Annotated in this window: 20 protein-coding genes and 1 riboswitch; of the genes, 5 read left to right on the top strand and 15 right to left on the bottom strand. The window is 65.7% G+C overall.

The features are described 5' to 3' along the window. Nucleotides 1-83 precede the first annotated feature (83 nt). From UNPF46_RS02415 to UNPF46_RS02390, 5 genes are all read right to left on the bottom strand, one after another. On the bottom strand, nt 84-692 hold the full coding sequence (locus UNPF46_RS02415) for a thiamine phosphate synthase (protein WP_142248915.1): 609 nt from the start codon (nt 690-692) through the stop codon (nt 84-86). Beyond that, nucleotides 679-1461 carry a thiazole synthase gene (locus UNPF46_RS02410; RefSeq protein ID WP_142248914.1) on the bottom strand — a complete coding sequence of 261 codons (783 nt, stop codon included), beginning with the start codon at nt 1459-1461 and terminating at the stop codon, nt 679-681. Before UNPF46_RS02410 ends, UNPF46_RS02415 begins: the two co-directional genes overlap by 14 nt. Before the next feature lie 193 nt (nt 1462-1654). Continuing rightward, nucleotides 1655-1852, bottom strand: coding sequence for a sulfur carrier protein ThiS (thiS, locus tag UNPF46_RS02400; RefSeq protein WP_100178432.1), 198 nt, complete (start codon nt 1850-1852; stop codon nt 1655-1657). Beyond that, nucleotides 1843-2865, bottom strand: a complete 1023-nt coding sequence (locus tag UNPF46_RS02395; RefSeq protein ID WP_142248913.1) for an FAD-dependent oxidoreductase — start codon at nt 2863-2865, stop codon at nt 1843-1845. Before UNPF46_RS02395 ends, thiS begins: the two co-directional genes overlap by 10 nt. Beyond that, nucleotides 2853-2993, bottom strand: a riboswitch (TPP riboswitch). Its footprint overlaps the gene before it by 13 nt. A 132-nt stretch (nt 2994-3125) precedes the next feature. Next, nucleotides 3126-3671 carry a lytic transglycosylase domain-containing protein gene (locus UNPF46_RS02390; protein ID WP_142248912.1) on the bottom strand — a complete coding sequence of 182 codons (546 nt, stop codon included), beginning with the start codon at nt 3669-3671 and terminating at the stop codon, nt 3126-3128. A gap of 242 nt (nt 3672-3913) precedes the next feature. Between UNPF46_RS02390 and UNPF46_RS02385 the strand changes: the two genes are divergently transcribed. After that, on the top strand, nt 3914-4129 hold the full coding sequence (locus UNPF46_RS02385; RefSeq protein ID WP_142248911.1) for a hypothetical protein: 216 nt from the start codon (nt 3914-3916) through the stop codon (nt 4127-4129). A gap of 8 nt (nt 4130-4137) precedes the next feature. On the opposite strand, the gene UNPF46_RS02380 is transcribed toward UNPF46_RS02385, so the two are convergent. Together UNPF46_RS02380 and UNPF46_RS02375 are read right to left on the bottom strand one after the other, a co-directional pair. After that, nucleotides 4138-5460, bottom strand: coding sequence for an ATP-binding protein (locus UNPF46_RS02380; protein ID WP_100178436.1), 1323 nt, complete (start codon nt 5458-5460; stop codon nt 4138-4140). 14 nt (nt 5461-5474) lie between these two features. Then, nucleotides 5475-6260: a response regulator gene (locus UNPF46_RS02375; RefSeq protein ID WP_100178437.1), complete on the bottom strand. Its 786-nt coding sequence runs from the start codon at nt 6258-6260 to the stop codon at nt 5475-5477. 180 nt (nt 6261-6440) lie between these two features. On the opposite strand from UNPF46_RS02375, the gene UNPF46_RS02370 reads away from it, so the two are divergent. Together UNPF46_RS02370 and UNPF46_RS02365 are read left to right on the top strand one after the other, a co-directional pair. Further along, entirely contained in the window at nt 6441-7004 is a 564-nt protein-coding gene (locus UNPF46_RS02370; protein ID WP_181769734.1) for a hypothetical protein, read from the top strand. A 228-nt stretch (nt 7005-7232) separates the two neighbouring features. Further along, nucleotides 7233-7760, top strand: coding sequence for a PRC-barrel domain-containing protein (locus tag UNPF46_RS02365; protein WP_100178438.1), 528 nt, complete (start codon nt 7233-7235; stop codon nt 7758-7760). Between the two features lie 102 nt (nt 7761-7862). Here UNPF46_RS02365 and UNPF46_RS02360 read toward each other — a convergent pair whose 3' ends face one another. The 6 genes from UNPF46_RS02360 to UNPF46_RS02330 form a co-directional block, all read right to left on the bottom strand. Continuing rightward, nucleotides 7863-9074 (bottom strand): ABC transporter substrate-binding protein, encoded by a 1212-nt coding sequence (locus UNPF46_RS02360; RefSeq protein WP_142248910.1) that lies wholly within the window; start codon nt 9072-9074, stop codon nt 7863-7865. 287 nt (nt 9075-9361) lie between these two features. After that, nucleotides 9362-10189, bottom strand: a complete 828-nt coding sequence (locus tag UNPF46_RS02355) for an ABC transporter permease (protein ID WP_181769733.1) — start codon at nt 10187-10189, stop codon at nt 9362-9364. Continuing rightward, the gene (locus UNPF46_RS02350) at nt 10186-11436 is read right to left on the bottom strand and encodes an ABC transporter permease (protein ID WP_142248909.1); all 1251 of its coding nucleotides are present in this window, start codon (nt 11434-11436) and stop codon (nt 10186-10188) included. Before UNPF46_RS02350 ends, UNPF46_RS02355 begins: the two co-directional genes overlap by 4 nt. Before the next feature lie 241 nt (nt 11437-11677). Then, on the bottom strand, nt 11678-12727 hold the full coding sequence (locus UNPF46_RS02345; protein WP_142248908.1) for an ABC transporter substrate-binding protein: 1050 nt from the start codon (nt 12725-12727) through the stop codon (nt 11678-11680). Nucleotides 12728-12791: 64 nt separating this feature from the next. Continuing rightward, entirely contained in the window at nt 12792-13901 is a 1110-nt protein-coding gene (locus UNPF46_RS02340; protein ID WP_142248907.1) for an ABC transporter ATP-binding protein, read from the bottom strand. Nucleotides 13902-14145: 244 nt separating this feature from the next. Beyond that, the gene (locus UNPF46_RS02330) at nt 14146-15714 is read right to left on the bottom strand and encodes a DUF4403 family protein (RefSeq protein ID WP_142248906.1); all 1569 of its coding nucleotides are present in this window, start codon (nt 15712-15714) and stop codon (nt 14146-14148) included. Between the two features lie 177 nt (nt 15715-15891). Here UNPF46_RS02330 and UNPF46_RS02325 point away from each other — a divergent pair, with 177 nt between their 5' ends. Next, nucleotides 15892-16338 (top strand): hypothetical protein, encoded by a 447-nt coding sequence (locus UNPF46_RS02325; RefSeq protein WP_142248905.1) that lies wholly within the window; start codon nt 15892-15894, stop codon nt 16336-16338. After that, a complete protein-coding gene (locus tag UNPF46_RS02320) occupies nt 16325-16822 on the top strand; it encodes a hypothetical protein (protein WP_100178445.1) in 498 nt (165 codons plus the stop codon). The genes UNPF46_RS02325 and UNPF46_RS02320 overlap by 14 nt, the downstream gene beginning before the upstream one ends. A 62-nt stretch (nt 16823-16884) precedes the next feature. On the opposite strand, the gene UNPF46_RS02315 is transcribed toward UNPF46_RS02320, so the two are convergent. Together UNPF46_RS02315 and UNPF46_RS02310 are read right to left on the bottom strand one after the other, a co-directional pair. After that, nucleotides 16885-17523 (bottom strand): Vgb family protein, encoded by a 639-nt coding sequence (locus UNPF46_RS02315; protein WP_142248904.1) that lies wholly within the window; start codon nt 17521-17523, stop codon nt 16885-16887. A 29-nt stretch (nt 17524-17552) separates the two neighbouring features. Then, nucleotides 17553-18773, bottom strand: coding sequence for a winged helix-turn-helix domain-containing protein (locus UNPF46_RS02310; protein WP_142248903.1), 1221 nt, complete (start codon nt 18771-18773; stop codon nt 17553-17555). Between the last annotated feature and the right edge of the window lie 13 nt (nt 18774-18786).

Here is an 18786-nt window from a genome sequence, read left to right as displayed (position 1 = left end):
ATCCAGAAATGCATCCGCGGATGCAGTCTGGATTGCTTCGTCGCAAGGGCTCCTCGCAATGACGAGTGGAGAGAGCGCGGGCATCATGCCGCCTCCTTCGCCAAGCCGAGCCATTGCCGCACGCGGGCATCGGGGTCGGCGTTCTGGGTGACGTCGGACACCACGGCGATCGAATCCGCGCCGGCCGCAAAGATCTCCGCGGCGTGCTCGAACTTGATGCCGCCGATGGCGACCAGCGGGATGGGGCCGATGCGCTTCTTCCATTCGGTGATCTTCGGAATGCCTTGCGGCTCGAAGCGCATCGATTTGAGCGTGGTGAAGAAGATCGGGCCGAGCGCGACGTAGTCGGGCTTTGCGGCGAGCGCAGTTTCGAGCTCGGCGTCGTCATGGGTGGAGATGCCGAACGAGAGGCCGGCCTCGCGGATGGCGCCGAGATCGGCCTCGGCGAGATCCTCCTGGCCGAGATGCAGATATTTCGCACCGGCGACGATCGCGGCGCGCCAATAGTCGTTCACGACCAGCTTGGCCTGGGTGTCCTTGGTGATCGCCAGCGCGTCGCTGACGATCTGCAGCGCGTCGGCGTCGTTCAGCTCCTTCGCGCGCAGCTGGATGGTGCCGACGCCGAGTTTTGTCAGGCGCTCGACCCACGCAAGGCCGTCGACGACGGGATAGAAACGATCAGGATACGGCATGCCAGAACGGGGTCCCAACGACAGGGGTGGAGGGGGAGGCGAAGTCGCGGGCGTTCATCAGCCCGGCCTCGAAGGCGGTGCGTCCGGCCTCGATGCCAAGGCGGAAGGCCTTGGCCATCGCGACCGGGTCGGCGGCTTTTGCGATCGCGGTGTTGAGCAGCACGGCGTCATAGCCGAGCTCCAGTGCCTGCGCCGCGTGGCTGGGTGCCCCGAGGCCGGCGTCGACCACCAGCGTGATGTCGGGCAGGCGGTCGCGCAGCAGCTTCAGCGCATCGCGATTGGTGATGCCCTTGGCGCTGCCGATCGGAGCTGCCCACGGCATCACCACCTTGCAGCCGGCATCGACCAGGCGGCTCGCGACCGAGAGATCCTCGGTGCAATAGGGGAACACTTCGAAGCCGTCCTTGATCAGGATGGTGGCGGCTTCGACCAGGCCAACGACGTCGGGCTGCAGCGTGTCGTTGTCGGCGATGACCTCGAGCTTGATCCAGCTCGTGCCGAACAATTCGCGGGCGAGCTTGGCGGTGGTCACCGCCTCGCGCACGGTGCGGCAGCCGGCGGTGTTCGGCAGCACGGTGACGTCGAGCTCGCGGATCAGCTTCCAGAATGCATCGCCAGTCTTGCCGCCGGCGGATTCGCGGCGCAGCGACACCGTGACGATGTTCGAGCCGGAGGCGCGGATCGCGGACTGCATGATCGCCGGCGAGGGATAGAGCGCGCTGCCGATCAGGAGGCGCGAGGCGAAGGTCTTGCCGTAGAAGGTCACCATGATGAAGGTGTCTCCGCATTGGCTCCCTCTCCCCGCTTGCGGGGAGAGGGTTGGGGTGAGGGGGGCTCTCCGCGGAGGAGGTGAGAGTTGGACTCGTGGAGAGCCCCCCTCACCCGGAATTTGCTTTGCAAATTCCGGCCTCTCCCCGCAGGCGGGGAGAGGCGAAGGAAGGCGACCGCGTCGTTCATCTCCTTCACCCTCCCTGCCGCGGCGTGATGATCTCGATTTCGTCGCCGGCCTTCAGGCTCGTCTCGGCCCAGCGGCTTTTCGGCACGACGTCGTAGTTCAGCGCGATGGCGAAATGGGTGCCCTCGTAGTCGAGCTCGGCGAGCAGCGCATCGACGCTGGCCGCGTTCACCTCGCGCTGCTCGCCGTTGACGATCAGGCGCATTGCATCACCTCGTTGTCGATCTGGCCGCGCTCGACATAGGCGAGCGTCAGCTCGGCGAGCGCGGGGGCGATCAGGAAGCCGTGGCGGTAGAGGCCGTTGACGGTGATCCGGCGGCCGCGGATGCCGATGCGGGGCAGGTTGTCGGGAAAAGCGGGCCGCAGCCCCGAGCCGAACTCGACGATGCGGGCTTCGCCGAACGCCGGATGCACCGTATAGGCCGCACCCAACAGCTCCAGCGCGGAGCGGACGCTGACGCCGGTGTCCTCGGTCTCGATCGAGGTCGCGCCCAGCATGAACAGATTGTTCTCGCGCGGGATCACGTAGAGCGGCCAGCGCGGATGCATCAGCCGCACCGGGCGGGCCAGCTGCACCTCGGCCGTCTCGATCAGGATCATCTCGCCCTTGACGCCGCGCAGCTCCGGCTGCTCGTCGCGGGCGGACAGGCCGCGGCAGTCGATCACGATGGCATCAGGATCCTTTGCGAGATCCCCCGCCGCGACGTCGCTGCAGAACTTGATGGTGCCGCCGGCGGCGCGGATGCGCTCGTGCAGCTTGGGCAGCACGCGGCGCGGCTCGACATGGCCCTCGGCCGGGAAGAACAGCGCGTCGCGGAAGCGGCCCTCCAGCGACGGCTCGAGCTCGGCAAGGCCGGCGGCGTCGAGCCGGCGGTGGTCCTCGGTCATGCGCGCAAAGCGCTCGAAGTCGTTGCGCTCGCGCGGATGGGCGACGACGAGCGAGCCGTTGAACGGCGTATCCGGCAGCTCGCGCCGCCAGACTTCGAGCGAGCGCAGCCCCAGGCGGCTGATGATGGGTTCGGCGACCTCGGCCTCGCAATAGGGCGCGAGCATGCCGCCGGCCCAATGGCTGGTGGCGTCCGTCATCGCCTCGTCACCGCGCTCGTGCAAGGTCACGGCATGGCCGGCCTGCGCGAACAGCAGGGCCTGCCAGGCGCCCGCAATGCCTGCGCCGATGATGGATACCGGTGAATCCGGTCGCTTGGTCGTTTGCAACATCCCTGTCCCTTCGCCGGCATGACCCGGATCAGGTTCAAAGGGTCACCGCGGTCCTGGCAAGCCGGTTGATCGGCATTGCCCATTTAGCGGTATCTCAGCTCCTCCTCGGAGCACCCCTCGGAACGGGTCTAATGTAGGACAGCGGGACGGGGTGGTCAACGCGGTAACGGTCGTCATGCCCGGGCTTGTCCCGGGCATCCACGCTCGTGACGCGGATGCAAAGACGTGGATGGCCGGGTCAAGCCCGGCCATGACGGCGATTACTGAGCGGGAACCTGCGCGCGCGCGTTGCGCACGCGTTGAGCCATCTTCCTGTGTGGCGCATTGCCGAACATCGGCTGCGGATTGCCGTTCGGCTCGAGCCAGGCCTGCGCGTTCGGCTCAAAGCTGGCCTGCTGTACCATCTCCTGCCGCTGGCGCTTGGCGGCGTAGTAATAGCCGCCGGCGAAATAACGCACGGCTTTGGCGTGGTCGCCGTTGGCGGCGCGATAGGCGCCGGCGAGGTATTTCACGGCATAAGTGAGGTTGGTGTTGGGATCGCGCAGGCCCGCGGCATCGCCGGTGTAGCCGACGCCGCGCGCGGTCGCGAGCTTGATCTGCATCAGCCCGATGGTGCCGCCGCGGCCGACGAGGTGCGGCTGATAGCGGCTCTCGCGCATGATCACGCGATGCACCAGCGCTTCCGGCACGCCGTTGGCGCGGGCATGGGCCGCCACCATTTCCGCATACTCGGCCTCGCCCGCGAAGGCGGCCTGCGGCAATGTCAGTCCGGCCGCGAGCAGCGCGGCAATGCGTAAAATTTTCATGAGATATCCAGACGTCCCTGAATGGCTGCTTGAACCGCCTGCGCCGGTTGCCGTTAGGCCTGCCGAACGCGGCGATGATGTGACCAAACGCTGCCGTTAACGATTTTGCAGCGCAGAGCCGTCGTTACGACTCAATCCCGGCGCAAGAGTTCCCTCAGGCGACAACTCGCGACAGCACGCCTGTCTATTCGCGCGGAGGTGCGAAAGCGAGTAAGAAGCGCCTGCGAATCGGGAGAGGTGCCATGACAAAAACAACCATGGTCAAAGCCCATAGCGGCGACATCCCCAGGCAAAACCCCTGTGCCCAATGCGGCACGCCGATCGCGCAGCCCGACTGGATCGAGCCGGGCGAAGGGCGCGTCTCCTATCTCTGGACCTGCCACGCCTGCAATTATCGCTTCGAGGCGGTGGCGATCTTCGATCAGGCCGCCGTCGAGCACCCGCCGCTCGCGGCGTAAGGGGTGGTTTAAGCCGCCAGCCGCGGCTGCTGCCAGAGCGGCAATTGCATCCGCACGATCAGGCCATGAGGGCTGCGGTCATGCAGCGACAGCTCGCCGCCATGGGCGAGCGCGATCGCGCGCGCGATCGACAGGCCGAGCCCGAAGCCGGTGGACTCGTCCATGGTGCGCGCATCGTCGCCGCGTACGAACGGCTCCAGCATCTCCTGCTTGCGCGCATCCGAAATGCCGGGGCCGTCGTCCTCGACGTCGATGACGAGCGTCGTGCCGGAGACGTCGAGGCGGATCGTCACCTCGGCGCCGAAGCGCACCGCGTTCTCGACCAGGTTGGTGACGCCGCGATGCAGATCGTCGGGCCGCGCGGCGGCGGTCGCGGACGCCGGTCCGTCATAGTGCACGACATGGCCCATGTCGCCGAACTGATCGGCGACGAGCTGGAGCGTGCTGGCGATGTCGACGAGCGTCACGGCCTCGACCTTGCGGTCGTTGCGCAGCAGCGACAGCACGCTCTCCAGCATCGTGCGCATCTGGTCGAGGTCCATCAGCATGCGCTTGCGGTTGCCCTCGTCCTCGATGAACTCGGCGCGCAGGCGCAGCCGCGTGATCGGCGTGCGCAGATCGTGGCTGATCGCGGCCAGCATCCGCGTGCGGTCCGACATCAGCCGCGCGATCCGCTCATGCATGCGGTTCAGCGCGCGCGCCACCGAGCGGATCTCTTCCGGGCCGCGCTCGGGCAGCGGCTCGGAGCCGCCGTCCAGGCTGAAATTTTCGGCGGCCTTGGCGAAGGACGACAGCGGAGCAGCCAGCGCGCGCGCCGCCCACAGGCCGAGCACGGTGACGCAGATGAAGGCGGTCATCAGCGCCATCAGCCAGGGTGCGCCCCAGAGCCACGGCCGCGGCCCGCCATCGACATGTCCTGATATCATGGTGCCGTCGGGCAACTCGACGCCGACGCGGGATTCGCTGCCGGCCGGGGCGAGCTGGACCGCCTTGTAGCCGCGCCCGAGATGGCGGCGCATCGCGCGCAGGTGCTGATTGTCGCTCTCCGCGACGCTCGCGGTGCCGGGCGCGAGCATTTCGATGCCGAGCTTGGGGAAGGCGCGCGCGAGGTCGGCAACGAGGCGCGGACGCTCGCCGGCGTCAGCCGAACCGAGCAGCAGCGCGGCATCGGTCAATTGATGCGCGCCGTCCGGCGGCGTGTCGAGGCGGTCCGGCCGGCTGATCAGGAAGGCCGTGGTGACGACGAGATGGAGCGCGACGGTCGAAGCCAGCACCAGCGCGGCGATCTGCCCGCCGATCCCCTTGAGGTGAAAGAACCCGAACGGCTTCATCGTCGGCGTCCCCTTCAATTGCTCAGGGGCGCCGCTACTGCTTCCGTGCCTGCCGTCTGGGTGCCTGCGGCTTGCAGGCCTGCAACCTGCGTCCGCGGCGTGAACAGATAGCCGCCGGAGCGAACCGTCTTGATGAGGGTTGGATCGGCCGGATTGGGCTCGATCTTGCGGCGGATGCGGCTGACCAGCACGTCGATGGAGCGTTCGAACGATCCGGTGTTGCGCCCCTGCGTGAGGTCGAGCAGGCTGTCGCGCGACAGCACGCGGCCGGGCCGTTCGCAGAACGTGCGGAGCAGATCGAATTCGGCGCTGGTCACCGCGACGCGCGCGCCCTCGGGATTGCGCAGCTCGCGCAGCCGCAGGTCGATGTGCCAGCCCTCGAAGGTGAGCGCGGAGGCGCCTTCGATCGAGCTTGCCGCTTGCGCCGCGGCCTGCCGGCGCAGCACCGCGTTGATGCGGGCGAGCAGCTCGCGCGGATTGAAGGGTTTTGACAGATAATCGTCCGCGCCCATCTCGAGGCCGACGATGCGGTCGACGTCCTCGCCGCGCGCGGTCAGCATGATGATCGGCGTCTGCGCCTCGGCGCGCACCTTGCGGCAGAGGCTGAGGCCGTCCTCGCCGGGCAGCATGACGTCGAGAATGATGAGGTCGATGCGATGATCGGCCATGGCGCGCGACATCTCGCGTCCGTCGCTCACGGCGGTGACGTTGCAGGCATTGTTGCGCAGGTACTTCGCAATCAACGTCCGGGTTTCGCGGTCGTCCTCGACGACCAGGATGTTGGGATTGGGAATGGCCATGCGCTTTGTTTGTCCAAGATTCGGGCCAAATGGCGAAGATTTTTGTTTCGGATTGTTTCTGTCCGGCTTCCCGCAACAGGCGGCAATCGCGCCGTCGCGGAGCGGCAAGGTCTCGTTAAGGCCGTTAACCATAACGTGGCAGCCGCGCACAAGAAACCCCGCAAAAGCCACGGAGCCATCATGACCTCGATTTCGGCGGCCTCCGCCGGTAATTACCAGTCGCCGCTGCAGCGCCTGCAGCAGGAATTGCAGTCGGAAGTGTCCGCCGGCACGATCTCGTCCTCGGACCAGTCCGCGCTCTCGACGGCGCTGAGCGACATCGACACGGCGCTCCAGCAGGGCCGGTCCAGCGACCAGTCGAGCGGCACGCGTCCCTCCAAGGAGGACATGCAGTCCAAGATCGACGACCTCATCTCGAACGAGGTGTCGAACGGGACGCTGACCTCGGACCAGGCCGAAGCGCTCAAGGGCGTGTTTCAGTCCGCCTTCGCAAACGGGCCGGGCGGGGCGGGTGGCGCAGGCGGACCGCCGCCCGGTCCGCCGCCGGGCGACAGCTCTTCGGATTCGTCGTCTTCGACGGATACGACCAGCAGCACCTCCAGCGACCAGACCACCGCCGAGATCCTGCAGCAGTTCCTGCAGGCGCTCCAGCAGTCGCAATCGTCGACATCGTCCTACGGCGCGAGCGGCAGCTCATCCGGCAACTCCGATTTCTCCGCGCTGCTGATCGACTACAAGAGCTGACCCTGAGCGACGCGGGTCGGCGCGGGCCTCGCCGCGATCGTGCTTCACCCAGGGCGCATGATCGTCGGCGGGGAAGCGTGCGTCGCAAAATGTTCCTGAGTGACGCAGGAACAGTGCTTGCGAGATTCCATCGCTCGCGCATCGCGCGACGAAATTGCCGCGCGCAAGGAACTGCGTGTGATCAGCGCTGTTCTCTCAACACGAGTTTTTCGTGAAGGAGAGGACAACATGCTGATGAAATCGATCGCCGCCGGCCTGGCCGGTACCGCACTGCTTGCCACCGTTGCGTTCGCGCAATCGCCGACCGCCACCGCCGACAAGGCGCCGACCGCGGCCACCGCCACGACGACGACCACCACCGCGTCGGGTCAGTGGCGTACCTCGAAGATGGACGGCCTGAAGGTCTACAACGAAGCCAACGAGAACATCGGCACCATCAACGACCTGCTGATGGACAAGAACGGCGACATCAAGATCGCCGTGATCGGCGTCGGCGGCTTCCTCGGCATGGGCGAGCATCTGGTCGCCGTGCCCTATGAGAAGCTGAAGTTCGTCAATGAGGCGGTTGCCTCGACCACGACGACCCGCCCGGCAACGACCACGACCGGCGCTGCCACCGGCACCGAGAAGACCACGACGACGGCCCCGGCTGCTTCGACCACCTCGTCGACCTCGAAGTGGTATCCGGACCACGCCGTATTCAATGCCAGCAAGGACGAGCTGAAGAACATGCCCGAGTTCAAGTACTCGGAGTAAATGAGGCTCGACTGACGGCCCAAACGACGTGCGCCCGGTTTTCGCCGGGCGCACTGTCGTGTCTTGTCTGGCCTCTCCCCGCAAGCGGAGAGAGCGGCAGGATCAGTGCGTCGCCAGCGGACAGCCGCCCTTGTCGAGGGGACGGAAGGCCTCGTCGCCGGGCACGGTGGCGATCAGCTTGTAGAGGTCCCACTCGCCCTTGGACTCCTCGGGCTTCTTGACCTCGAACAGATACATGTCGTGGACCATGCGGCCGTCGATGCGGATCTTGCCGTTCCTGGCGAAGAAGTCGTTGACCGGCGTCTTGCGCATCTGCTCCATCACCTTCGGGGCCTCGTCGGTCTTGGTGGCGTCGATCGCCTTCAGATAGTGCATGGTCGCGGAATAGAGGCCGGCCTGGATCATGGTCGGCATGTGGCCGACCTTCTCGTTGAAACGTTTGGAGAAGGCGCGCGTCTCGTCATTCATGTCCCAGTAGAAGGCATCGGTGACGATCAGGCCCTGCGTCGCCTTGATGCCGAGCGAATGCGTGTCGGTGATCTCCTGCAGCAGCGCGATCATCTTCTGGCCGCCCTGGGTCAGGCCGAACTCGGCCGCCTGCTTCAAGGCGTTGGTGGTGTCGCCGCCGGCATTCGCCAGCGCGACCACCTTGGCCTTGGAGGCCTGGGCCTGCAGCAGGAAGGAGGAGAAGTCCGACGAGTTGAGGGGATGACGGACCTCGCCGAGCACCTTGCCGCCGCTCTCCTTGACCACGTTGGCGGCGTCGCGCTGCAGCGCCATGCCGAAGGCGTAGTCGGCGGTGACGAAGAACCAGGTGTCCTCGCCGCGCTTGACCATCGCCTTGCCGGCGACGTTCGACAGCGCATAGGTGTCGTAGGTCCAGTGCACGGTGTTGGGCGAGCAGGCAACGCCGGTGATGTCGGAGGAGCCGCCGCCCGAATTGATGTTGATCTTGTTCTTCTCGCGCGTGAGCGCCGAGATCGGCAGCGCCACCGACGAGGTCGGAACGTCGAAGATCGCATCGACCTTGTCGTTGTCGTACCAGTTGCGGGCGATGTTGACGCCGACGTCGGGCTTGTTCTGGTGGTCGGCGGCGACCACGGCGACCGGCTTGCCCGCGACCTTGGCGCCGTAATCGGCGACCGCCATCTCGACCGCGGCGAGCGAGCCCTTGCCGGTCGCGTCCGCATAGAGGCTCGACATGTCCGTGAGCACACCGATCTTGACGATATCGTCTGAAATCTGCGCCTGCGCGGCGCCCGACGTGGCGGCAAGCGCGATGCCGACCGCGACCGCGGCGACGAGTTTTTGCATGGTTGTTGCTCCCTGTGTGTTGTTGTTTGGGCGTTGTTGAGGGAGCCGTTGTAGCGGCAATCGGTCGCGGCAGGTAAGCCAAAGATGCGTGAGGGGGCAGCGAATATGCAGGGCGCGGCGGTGTTCCCTTCGCCTCTCCCCGCTTGCGGGGAGAGGCCGCAGCGCATCGAAGATACGGTGCGGGTGAGGGGGACTCTCCGCGAGTCTAGCTGCCGCCGTCCTTGCGGAGCCCCCCTCACCCCAACCCTCTCCCCGCACGCGGGGAGAGGGAGAAGCGACACCTCCGCTCAGCCGCCGGCCTTGAGCCGTTCGTTGCGTCGGCGCAAGGCTTCCAGCGTCGCGAGGAGGATCACCGACACCGTCGTCAAAATCACCGCCGCAGCCGTGATGGTCGGGCTGATGTTCTCGCGGATGCCGCTGAACATCTCGCGCGGCAGGGTGCGCTGTTCGGGGCCCGCCATGAACAGCACGATCACCACCTCGTCGAAGCTGGTCGCAAAGGCGAACAGCGCGCCGGATGCGAGGCCGGGCAGGATCAGCGGCAGGATCACGCGGCGGAACGCCTCAATTGGCGAGGCGCCGAGCGAGGCGGCGGCGCGCGCCAGATTGGTGTCGAAGCTTTGCAGCGTCGCGCCGACCGTGATCACCACGAAGGGCGTCGCCAGCGCGGTGTGCGCCAGGATCAGGCCGAGATAGCTGCCGGTGAGGCCAATCGGCGCAAAGAAGAAATAGAGGCCGACGGCGGTGATGACGCCGGGCACGACCACCGGGGACAGCACGAAGGCCAGAGCGAGCGGTTTGAACCGGCTCTTCCACTGCGCCAGCCCGAGCGCAGCGAGCGTGCCGAGCACCATGGACAGCGCCGTCGAGGCGACGCCGATGATCACGCTGTTCTTCAGCGCGTTCACCCAGCGCGGCGAGGCGATGAAGTCCTCGTACCAGCGCAAGGACAGCCCGGGCAGCGGATAGGTGAGATAGGCACCCGAGCTGAAAGACAGCGGCATGATCGCGAGGATCGGCGCGATCAGGAAGACGAACACCAGCGCGGAGACCACGATGGTCGCGGTCCACGCGATGCGCTGGCTGGGCGTGCGCAAGGAGGAGTTGTCACTCAATTCTTCATGCCTCCCGTCACCTGCTGGCCCTGAACCAGCTTGCCATAGACGAGCGCCAGTAAAATGGTCGCCAGCAGCAGCACGGCTCCGAGCGCCGAAGCAAGACCCCAATTGGCGGTCTCTGTGGTGTAGAGCGCGATGAAATAGCTGATCATCTGGTCGGCGGCGCCGCCGACGAGGGCAGGCGTGATGTAATAGCCGAGCGCGAGGATGAACACGAGCAGGCTGCCGGCGCCGATGCCGGGCAGGGTTTGAGGCAGGTAGATCCTCAAGAAGGCGGTGACCGGCGGCGCGCCGAGCGAAGCGGCGGCCCGCATGTAAGCGGGCGAGATCGCCTTCATGCTGCTGTACAGCGGCAGGATCATGAAGGGCAGCAGCACGTGCGTCATCGCCACGCAGACGCCGAAGCGGTTGTAGATCAGGCGCAACGGCTCGTCGATGATGCCGAGCCAGTGCAGGCTGTCGTTCACGACGCCCTTGCTCTGCAACAGCACGATCCAGGCGCAGGTGCGGACCAGCAGCGACGTCCAGAACGGCAGCAGGACGAAGATCATCAGCAGGTTCGATCTGGCAGGCGGCAGCGTCGCCAAGAGGTAAGCGACCGGGAAACCGAGGATCAGGCAGAGCGCGGTGACGCTGAGGCTGATGAGGAAGGTGCGGATGAACACTTCGCGGTAGATGGCCTGGTCCGGCGGCGCCGCGACGATCGCGCCATCCGCGTTCCGCGTCAGGTCGAGCGCCGCCAGCAGATAGAAGCCGGTGACCGGACCGCCGGCATCCTTGATCGTCGTCCAGGTGGCGCGCTCGCGCCAGGCCGGGTTGATCTTGCCCAGCGTCTCCTTGGCGGTGCCAGGCTCCGGAGCCGCCTTCAGATTGCGCGACGTGCTGGCCAGGATCGTGCGGAAACCGTTCAGCGCGTAGTTCAGCCGCTTGGCCGCGATGGCGATGGTGCCAGAGGCGCGTGCCGCCAGCACGTCGCTCGCCAGCGCCGCATAGGTCTTTTCGTCCGGCAGGTCCTTGCCGTCCCAACTGGCAAGAGCAGCGATGGTTTGCGGCAAGACCTGACGCACCTCGTGGTCATCGACCGCACGCCACAACATGCCGGCGATGGGGCCGGCGAAAGTGAAGAGCAGGAAGACGAGAAGCGGCAGAACCAGCGCCAGTGCCTTGACCTGACGCGCGCGCTCCGCACGCCTCAATCGGCGCTTGAGCGGCACCTCGGTCTCGGTCAGGGACGCCGCGGTCATCGCGCGAACCTCTTTGACCGGACGTCCCTCGCCATTTCGGGGCGGTCTGAGCGCGCGCCTCGTCCTTCGAGACGACCGCTTTGCGGTCTCCTCAGGATGAGGCTCATTGACATCCGGGGCTGTGAAGTCGCGGCCGCACACTCCGTCCTCATCCTGAGGAGCCCGCCTAAAGCGGGCGTCTCGAAGGATGGCCGCAACGCAATGGCCTTCAATGCGCGCCGCACGCCGGTGCTGTCGCTCCCTATTTCGCGGCCCATTTGTTGAAGCGCTCGGTGAGGCGGTCGACGTTCTCGAGCCAGAACGCAACGTTGATCTCGACCGCGTTCTTGATGTTGTCGGGCGCGGTCGGCAGGTCCTTCAGAACGGCGGGCGCAAGCTTGCCGGCTGCGTCCTTGTTCGAGGTGCCATAGGCGATGTTCTCCGACAGCTTCGACTGGTTCTCCGCCTTGCCGGCGAAGTCCAGGAACTTGTAGGCCGCGTCCTTGTTCGGGCTGCCCTTCAGGATGACCCAGCTGTCGAGGGTGAAGAGCGCGCCGTCCCACACCATGCCGAAATTCTTCTTCTCGTTCTTGTTGGCGGTGTCGATACGGCCGTTATAGACCGAGGTCATCACCACCTCGCCGGAGGCGAGCAGTTGCGGCGGCTGGGCGCCGGCCTTCCACCAGACGATGTCGCCCTTGATGGTGTCGAGCTTCTGGAACGCGCGCTCGACGCCCTCGTCGGTCGCCAGCACATGGTAGACGTCCTTTGGCGGGACGCCGTCGGCCATCAGCGCGATCTCCAGCGTGGTCTTCGGGCCCTGGCGCAGGGCGCGCTTGCCCGGGATCTTCTTGGTGTCGAAGAAGTCGGCCCAGCCCTTCGGGGCCTCCTTCAGCTTGTCCTTGTCGTAGCCGAGCACGAAGTCGTAGAGGATGGCGCCGACGCCGCACGGATTGACCGACGGCGGGATGTAGGCGGCCTCGCCGCCGATCCTGGTGTAGTCCAGCTTCTCGAACAGTCCTTCCTCGCAACCGACTGCGAGTTCGTCGCTCTCGACCTGAACGACGTCCCAGGTGGCGGCGCCGCCCTGCACCTTGGCCCGCAGCACGCCGACGCCGCCGTCCCAGGACTCGTCGTTCATGGCAATTCCGGATGCCTTCTTGAACGGCTCGAAATAGACTTTCTTCTGCGCATCCTGGTACGCGCCGCCCCACGACACGATTGTGAGGTCGCGCGCCTCCGCGACCGTCACCAGCGCAGCGCTGGCACTGAACGCCGCAGCGAAACCCAGAGCAATCTTGCGGTTCAGCATGGTCTTCGTTCCTTCTTCGTGTGAGTTGCGTTGAAGTTGGTTGTTCGGATGCGCTTGGGTTGGATCAGACCGGATCGAGAGCGAGGCAGTCTTCTGGACGGAAGGTGATGAAGACGCTTTCGCCATGTGTGAGGTCATGATGTGCCCCCGGCTGAAGCTTGACCATGAACTCGGCGTTCCCTGCGACCTCGAGCACGGCCAGCGCATGGTCGCCGAGATAAATGGTGTTTTGCACCTTCGCGGGGAGGCGGTTCGGTCCGTCTCCGGAGCTGCCGTCCGGGACAATGGCGATCCGCTCCGGTCGCACCGACAGCGAGGTCGATGCGCCCGCGCCCGAGATGTTGACCGCGCGTGCGGTGACGACACCGCCACCGGCCAGCGCGACGCGGCAATGATCCTTGTCGACCGCCTCGACCGTGCCGGCCAGCACGTTGTTCTCGCCTATGAAATGGGCGACGAAGCTGTTCACCGGATGCTCGTACAGCGCGTCCGGCCTGTCGATCTGCTGCACGATGCCGTCGTTGAACACGGCGATGCGGTCCGACATGGTGAGCGCTTCACTCTGATCGTGGGTGACGTAGACGATCGTGATGCCCATCTGCTCGTGCAGCTGCTTGATCTCGATCTGCATCTGCTCACGCAGGCGCTTGTCGAGCGCGCCGAGCGGCTCGTCCATCAGCACGAGTTGCGGATTGAACACCAGCGCGCGGGCCAGCGCCACGCGTTGCTGCTGGCCGCCGGAGAGCTGCCCGGGCCGACGGTGCGCCATGGTCTCCATCTTGATCATGCGCAGCGCCGCAGCCACACGCTCCTGCACGTCCGCCTTGCTCGTGCCACGAACGGAGAGCGGGAAGGCGATGTTCTCGGCGATCGTCAGGTGCGGAAACAAGGCATAGTTCTGGAACACCATGCCGATGTCGCGCTTGTGCGGCGGCATGTTCTTGATCGGCCGCTCGCCGAGATAGATCTCGCCATGGGTCGGAACCTCGAAGCCCGCCAGCATCATCAGCGTGGTCGTCTTGCCCGAGCCCGACGGGCCGAGCAGGGTGATGAACTCGCCCTTCCTGATGTCGAGATCGAGGTTCTTCACCACGAGATGCTCGCCATCATAGGTCTTCTGAATGCCGGAAAAGCGCACCAGTGCCGGCGTAGGCGTGACCATGCCGGCTTCCATGTTGACCTCGCGTCGTCCCTAAAGTGCCGTGTGAGACTAGCATCCTGCGGCGAGAATGCCAGCGGCGCAAGCGACGAAGAGGTGTGGGGGCCCCGCTTGTGGCCATCCTTCGAGACGCCCGCTTTAGGCGGGCTCCTCAGGATGAGGACGGAATGCGCGGCCGCAGTTTCAATGGGCACTGACGCTGATTAGCCTCATCCTGAGGAGGCGCGTAAGCGCCGTCTCGAAGGACGAGGCGTGCGCGCTACATCCCCGACAGCTTGGTCACGAACACGTTGAGCGAGCCGCCGGCCTCCGCGACCACGCGCAGCGTCTTGGAATCGAAGGCGATGTCGGCGAGGGTCAGGCTGTCGATCCTGGCGTCGACCTTGACGCCGTCCTCGCTTTTCTGGAAGTCGGCGATGACGCCAGCAATCTTCTCGCGCGCATTGGCGGCGATCGGCTTCAGGTCGAGTGTCGCCTTCTGCAGCAGCGCCTGCTGCATCTGCGGCACCACCGCACGGGCCGCCGCGCCGAGCAGGCCGAACGCCGCCTCGGATTCTACCGCGAGCTGGATGTCGGTGAGCCGCAGCGTCTGTTGCGCCTGGTCGAGCACCGGCCGGCCCCAGATATGCACGGTCGCCTCGGCGCCGAGACCGAGCCAGCTCTTCTTCTCCTTGGCGCGCACCAGCAGCGAGATCAGCAGGCGCTCGCCCGACGGGATCACGTTGGCGCTCTTCACCGTGACGTCGACCGGTCCCGAGCCGTCCTCCGGATAGGTGCGGCCGACCATCTGCGCCGCGATCAGCTTGTTGATCTCGGTGAAGGGCACGTCGATGGGAACGCCGATGCTCACGCCGGTGCCGGTCGGCGGCACGATCGAGATCTTGTCGGGGAACGGACAGTCCGGCTTGGTCGGCGTCGAGGTGACGCGCGTCTCGGCTTCCAGGCCCATTAGCAGCGTCACGGCCTGGGCATCGACGCGCGGCTGCGCGGCGATGGCGCGGATCGGCTTCATCTCCAGCCAGAGCGGCGGCAGCGCGGCCGAGGCGCCCGAGCCCTGCAGCGGGATCGAGCGGCACGCCTTGGCCCATTGCAGCTTCGCATTCTCGCGCAAGGAGGGATCGTTGCGGATGCGCTCGGAGACGAGGTTGATCTGCTCGCCGACATTCTTGTCGATCAAAGGCTTCACCTGCGCCGGCACGTTGACCTTGGCGCCGGAGACATTGAGGTTGGTGTCGCCGAGATTGACCTGGGCGCCGAGATTGGGCTCGAGGTGCCAGTTGGCCGCGAGCTTCGGGCGCGAGGTGACGACCACGTTGCCCCTGATCTCGGCGCTGGCGTTGAGATTCTTGATGTTGACCGCGCCGATCCGTTTCGCCGCGTCACCGCCGAGCACGCCGCTGAGCGCATCGCCGAGCGCGCCGGTGGCTTTCGATGACAGCGAGCCCGTCACATTGAGCTTGCCGCTCAGCGGCGTCGAGATCGTCAGCACGTCCTTGTCGCCGCTGGCGGCCATCGGCCCGCGCACGGCGGTCCAGCCGATGTCGGCGTTCTCCAGGATCTGCGAGATCGGGTTGTCGGCCTTGCCGGCGAAATTGCGCGGCGCGGCCTTCTCGGCCTGCTCGCGGATCGCCGACAGCGCGATGGCGACCGGCGCGATCACGATCGAGCTCTTCGAGGCCGGCGGCAATGGCGGCAATTGCGCGACCGGCGGTGCCGAATTCGTCGCGCGCGGCGACAGCAAGTCCATCGCCTTCAAGCTGATGAAGAACGACGCCGCAAGCACCGCGACGCCGATCAGGATCGTCTTCAGATTCAACGTTAGTCGCATCAATCCCCCAGGCCGCCCCGGGGCAGAAGTCTACAGGGCAGGCGAGCAGGGCGCTAGAGCGCACCGGTGGGGTGGAATTGCGGCGAATGTGGTCCGTAGCGCGGCTCCCGAAGCCGCCGGCGGCGGGAAGTCGGCTCGGAGGCGGTGACGAAGTCGGTCTTATCGAGACCGGATCAGATGCGCGTCCTAGTTGAAAACATCGGAGAAGCGCTTCAATATGTCAAGCGATCGGGGGGCAAGATGGACAAGCGACTTGAAAATCTTCGAATGTATTTTCCGGCAGAAGTGACGGGCGCGTATCTCGCATTCCAATCGTTGTTGAAGACAAATGGCGTGCAGGCTGGCGAGTACACGAAATTCATGCTTTGGGTCTTGGTTGGTCTCTCCGTTTTCAACGTTGCGATCTACTGGAAGTTCTACAATGTGAAGAACGCGTTTGTTCAGTTCATTTTACTCTGCGGCTTTCTCGTCTGGGCAATGAATATCGATACGACGCGTTTCAAAGATGCGCCGTGGGGGCTCGGTGAGAACATAGAAATTGTTGCGCCCAGCCTGCTCATTTTCTACAGCCTTCTCACTTTATTTCTTGCAATTCCGCAAAGGAATCCCGATGCGCCTGGTTAGATTGTCGGCGATTTTGCTCCTCGGTTTCGGATGCGAACCACTTTACGCTGCTCAGCTAGGAGCTTCATACGATAGTTACCGCGACATGCATCGCGATACCGCGTACGGAAGCCTGTTCTTCAATGCGACTGCAATAAGACATGCGGACAACCTCGCAAAGAAGCGGTTTCGTGCCGTGACGGCAAGTGGCGATATAGAGTTACCTTCGCAACAGGGGTATTGCTTCGTCTTCAATCACTATGGGCGTCCGACACTCGACGGAAAATCCCACAGCTATCGCGCAAAAATTACGAAACTGATGATCGACGGGACAAACAGGCTGGAAACCGTCGAGCAGGCCTTTGACCCGACGGATGATCTATCTTCCACGAGTCCTCCCGATCTCTGCATTGCTGGAATCAGGAACGTTTCAAAGGTGACGATCGAGTTCACTTCGGACGACAATAACTATTTCGACTGGCAGATCACCTTTGTTCCTCGCTAGGCTGTTGGACTCGCGGTCACGCCGAAACTTACGCGGCGCATGCAATCAGGCCGTGATTGTGGCTAGCCGCGCCGAGGGCGGCGGACCGCTCTCACATTGCCACTAGCACCGCCGCCGCAGAAGAAGCGGTCGCCGCCGTCGGACTCCAGCCCTGACACCATGGTCCCGGCAGGCAGGTCGAGCTGCTCGAGCACTTTGCCGGTTTCCGGGTCGATCCGCCTGATGTCGCTGTCCTCGCCTTCCCAGGTGCCGTGCCAGAGTTCGCCGGCGACCCAGGTCACCCCGGTCACGAAGCGCTTGCTCTCGATGGTGCGGAGGATCTTGCCGGTTTCGGGATCGACCTGATGGATCTTGCGCTCGCGATATTGTCCGACCCACAGCGAACCCTCGGCCCAGGCGAGGCCCGAATCGCCGCCGCCGCCCGGCGCCGGAATCGTGCCCAGCACCTTGCCCGAGGCCGCATCGATCTTCTGGATGCGATCCTCGGCGATCTGGAACAGGTGCCGGCCATCGAACGCCGTGCCCGCATGCGCGGCGACATCGATGGAGCGCGCGACCTTGCCGCTATCAGGATCGACCGCGTTCAATCTGTCGCCGGATGCGAACCAGACATGGCTGCCGTCATAGGTGACGCCATGCACGGCTTCGACGCCCGCAAAGGGCCCGTATTCCCTGACGATCTCGGCGGCTGAACGCTTCATCGGCTCGCTCCCTGTGATGTGGTCCCAATTTACGTCTTCGGGAGCGGGGTGGGGAGTAACAAGCCTGTCGGGAAACCCGGGACGGGCGGCGTCATCCAGCGCCGCGCCCGCCCATGTCCGAACGATTGCACCTTGTCCGACCGCGCCAGCTCGTCGAGGGCCCGCTGCACCGTGCGCGCGCTCGTTGCCAGCGCCAGCGCGAGCGCCGAGCTCGACCAGGGCTCGCCGTCGGAGAGGAAGGCGAGAACAGCGGCGTGCTTTTCCTCGACGGGCCGTGCCAGCACGAGGACGTCGCGCGTCTTGCGCGGTGCCAGCGCAAATCCGTCCTTGGTTGCGCTCACGTCGGCAAGCGGTTCGAGCTTGCTGCGGAGCCGCCCGATCTCGACCCGCAGCCGCGCGCGATGCGATTCATCGAAATGCCTGGCGTGAAATGCGCCTGCGATCAGCGCCTGCCGCGAGACGTCCGCGGGCCACGCCTGCGCCAGGATGCGGACGAGCGCGAACAGCACCGGCCGGGTGCCGAGCGACACCACGGTGTTTCGCCTGCGAACCGAATGATGGAAGGTGTCGATGACGAGCGCCCGGGATGTTGCGAGATCCTCGATTCCCTCCAGCAGCAGGGGCCGCTCGTCGCCGCGCACGATCAGACGTGCGGCCGGCGTGTCCAGCACGCGGCTTGCGGCATCGACTTCGGCCGTGAGCGCGGGGATACCGGCCTGCTGCGCCGCGCGGGCCGCCCGCGCCAGCGCCGCGCGCGCGTCCTTGGTTCGGAGCCGCCGTATGGCGATGCCGGCCAGCACGAGCTCGCGGACGACGAGAGCGGCGGGCGGCAGCGCGAGGGCGCCGAGCTCTGCGAGCGTACGCTCGGCCTCGTCGATATGCCCGAGGAGGAGCAGGCGCCGCGCCGCGATGTGGCTTGCATGCGCCGCGTTGGCGAGATCGCCGTGCTTCTCGAGGGTCGCGCGCGCCGCGGCGAGCGTCCTGTCCGGCCAGCCCAGATCGCGCGAGACCAGCGCGATCTCGGCTTCGGCCACCACGCATCTGGCACGCGCCACCGCCTCGCGCGGGCCGAACGCGCGCACGGCGCTGCGCAGCAGCGCCTTGGCCTTGGCGAGATCGCCGAGCTGCGCCATCGCGATGCCGCGCAGCGCCAGCGACGGCGCGTCGTTGCGCAGCGCAACCCGGTTCAGCGCGCCGAGCGGATCGCCCGCCTCTAACGCGCGTGCGGCGGCCGTGATCAGCGACTCCATTCAAATCCCGCCA

This window comes from Bradyrhizobium sp. UNPF46 (assembly GCF_006658625.1).
Taxonomy (GTDB): Bacteria; Pseudomonadota; Alphaproteobacteria; order Rhizobiales; family Xanthobacteraceae; genus Bradyrhizobium; species Bradyrhizobium nitroreducens.
This window is presented reverse-complemented; position numbering and strand designations above follow the sequence as displayed.

Coding starts and splice junctions, on each gene's coding strand:
- UNPF46_RS02320 (WP_100178445.1), top strand. CDS start 16,325: ATGCGCCTGGTTAGATTGTCGGCGATTTTGCTCCTCGGTTTCGGATGC.
- UNPF46_RS02345 (WP_142248908.1), bottom strand. CDS start 12,727: ATGCTGAACCGCAAGATTGCTCTGGGTTTCGCTGCGGCGTTCAGTGCC.
- UNPF46_RS02330 (WP_142248906.1), bottom strand. CDS start 15,714: ATGCGACTAACGTTGAATCTGAAGACGATCCTGATCGGCGTCGCGGTG.
- UNPF46_RS02415 (WP_142248915.1), bottom strand. CDS start 692: ATGCCGTATCCTGATCGTTTCTATCCCGTCGTCGACGGCCTTGCGTGG.
- UNPF46_RS02375 (WP_100178437.1), bottom strand. CDS start 6,260: ATGGCCATTCCCAATCCCAACATCCTGGTCGTCGAGGACGACCGCGAA.
- UNPF46_RS02410 (WP_142248914.1), bottom strand. CDS start 1,461: ATGGTGACCTTCTACGGCAAGACCTTCGCCTCGCGCCTCCTGATCGGC.
- UNPF46_RS02380 (WP_100178436.1), bottom strand. CDS start 5,460: ATGAAGCCGTTCGGGTTCTTTCACCTCAAGGGGATCGGCGGGCAGATC.
- UNPF46_RS02315 (WP_142248904.1), bottom strand. CDS start 17,523: ATGAAGCGTTCAGCCGCCGAGATCGTCAGGGAATACGGGCCCTTTGCG.
- UNPF46_RS02350 (WP_142248909.1), bottom strand. CDS start 11,436: ATGACCGCGGCGTCCCTGACCGAGACCGAGGTGCCGCTCAAGCGCCGA.
- UNPF46_RS02365 (WP_100178438.1), top strand. CDS start 7,233: ATGCTGATGAAATCGATCGCCGCCGGCCTGGCCGGTACCGCACTGCTT.
- UNPF46_RS02390 (WP_142248912.1), bottom strand. CDS start 3,671: ATGAAAATTTTACGCATTGCCGCGCTGCTCGCGGCCGGACTGACATTG.
- UNPF46_RS02325 (WP_142248905.1), top strand. CDS start 15,892: ATGCGCGTCCTAGTTGAAAACATCGGAGAAGCGCTTCAATATGTCAAG.
- UNPF46_RS02370 (WP_181769734.1), top strand. CDS start 6,441: ATGACCTCGATTTCGGCGGCCTCCGCCGGTAATTACCAGTCGCCGCTG.
- UNPF46_RS02395 (WP_142248913.1), bottom strand. CDS start 2,865: ATGTTGCAAACGACCAAGCGACCGGATTCACCGGTATCCATCATCGGC.
- thiS (WP_100178432.1), bottom strand. CDS start 1,852: ATGCGCCTGATCGTCAACGGCGAGCAGCGCGAGGTGAACGCGGCCAGC.
- UNPF46_RS02385 (WP_142248911.1), top strand. CDS start 3,914: ATGACAAAAACAACCATGGTCAAAGCCCATAGCGGCGACATCCCCAGG.
- UNPF46_RS02340 (WP_142248907.1), bottom strand. CDS start 13,901: ATGGAAGCCGGCATGGTCACGCCTACGCCGGCACTGGTGCGCTTTTCC.
- UNPF46_RS02360 (WP_142248910.1), bottom strand. CDS start 9,074: ATGCAAAAACTCGTCGCCGCGGTCGCGGTCGGCATCGCGCTTGCCGCC.
- UNPF46_RS02310 (WP_142248903.1), bottom strand. CDS start 18,773: ATGGAGTCGCTGATCACGGCCGCCGCACGCGCGTTAGAGGCGGGCGAT.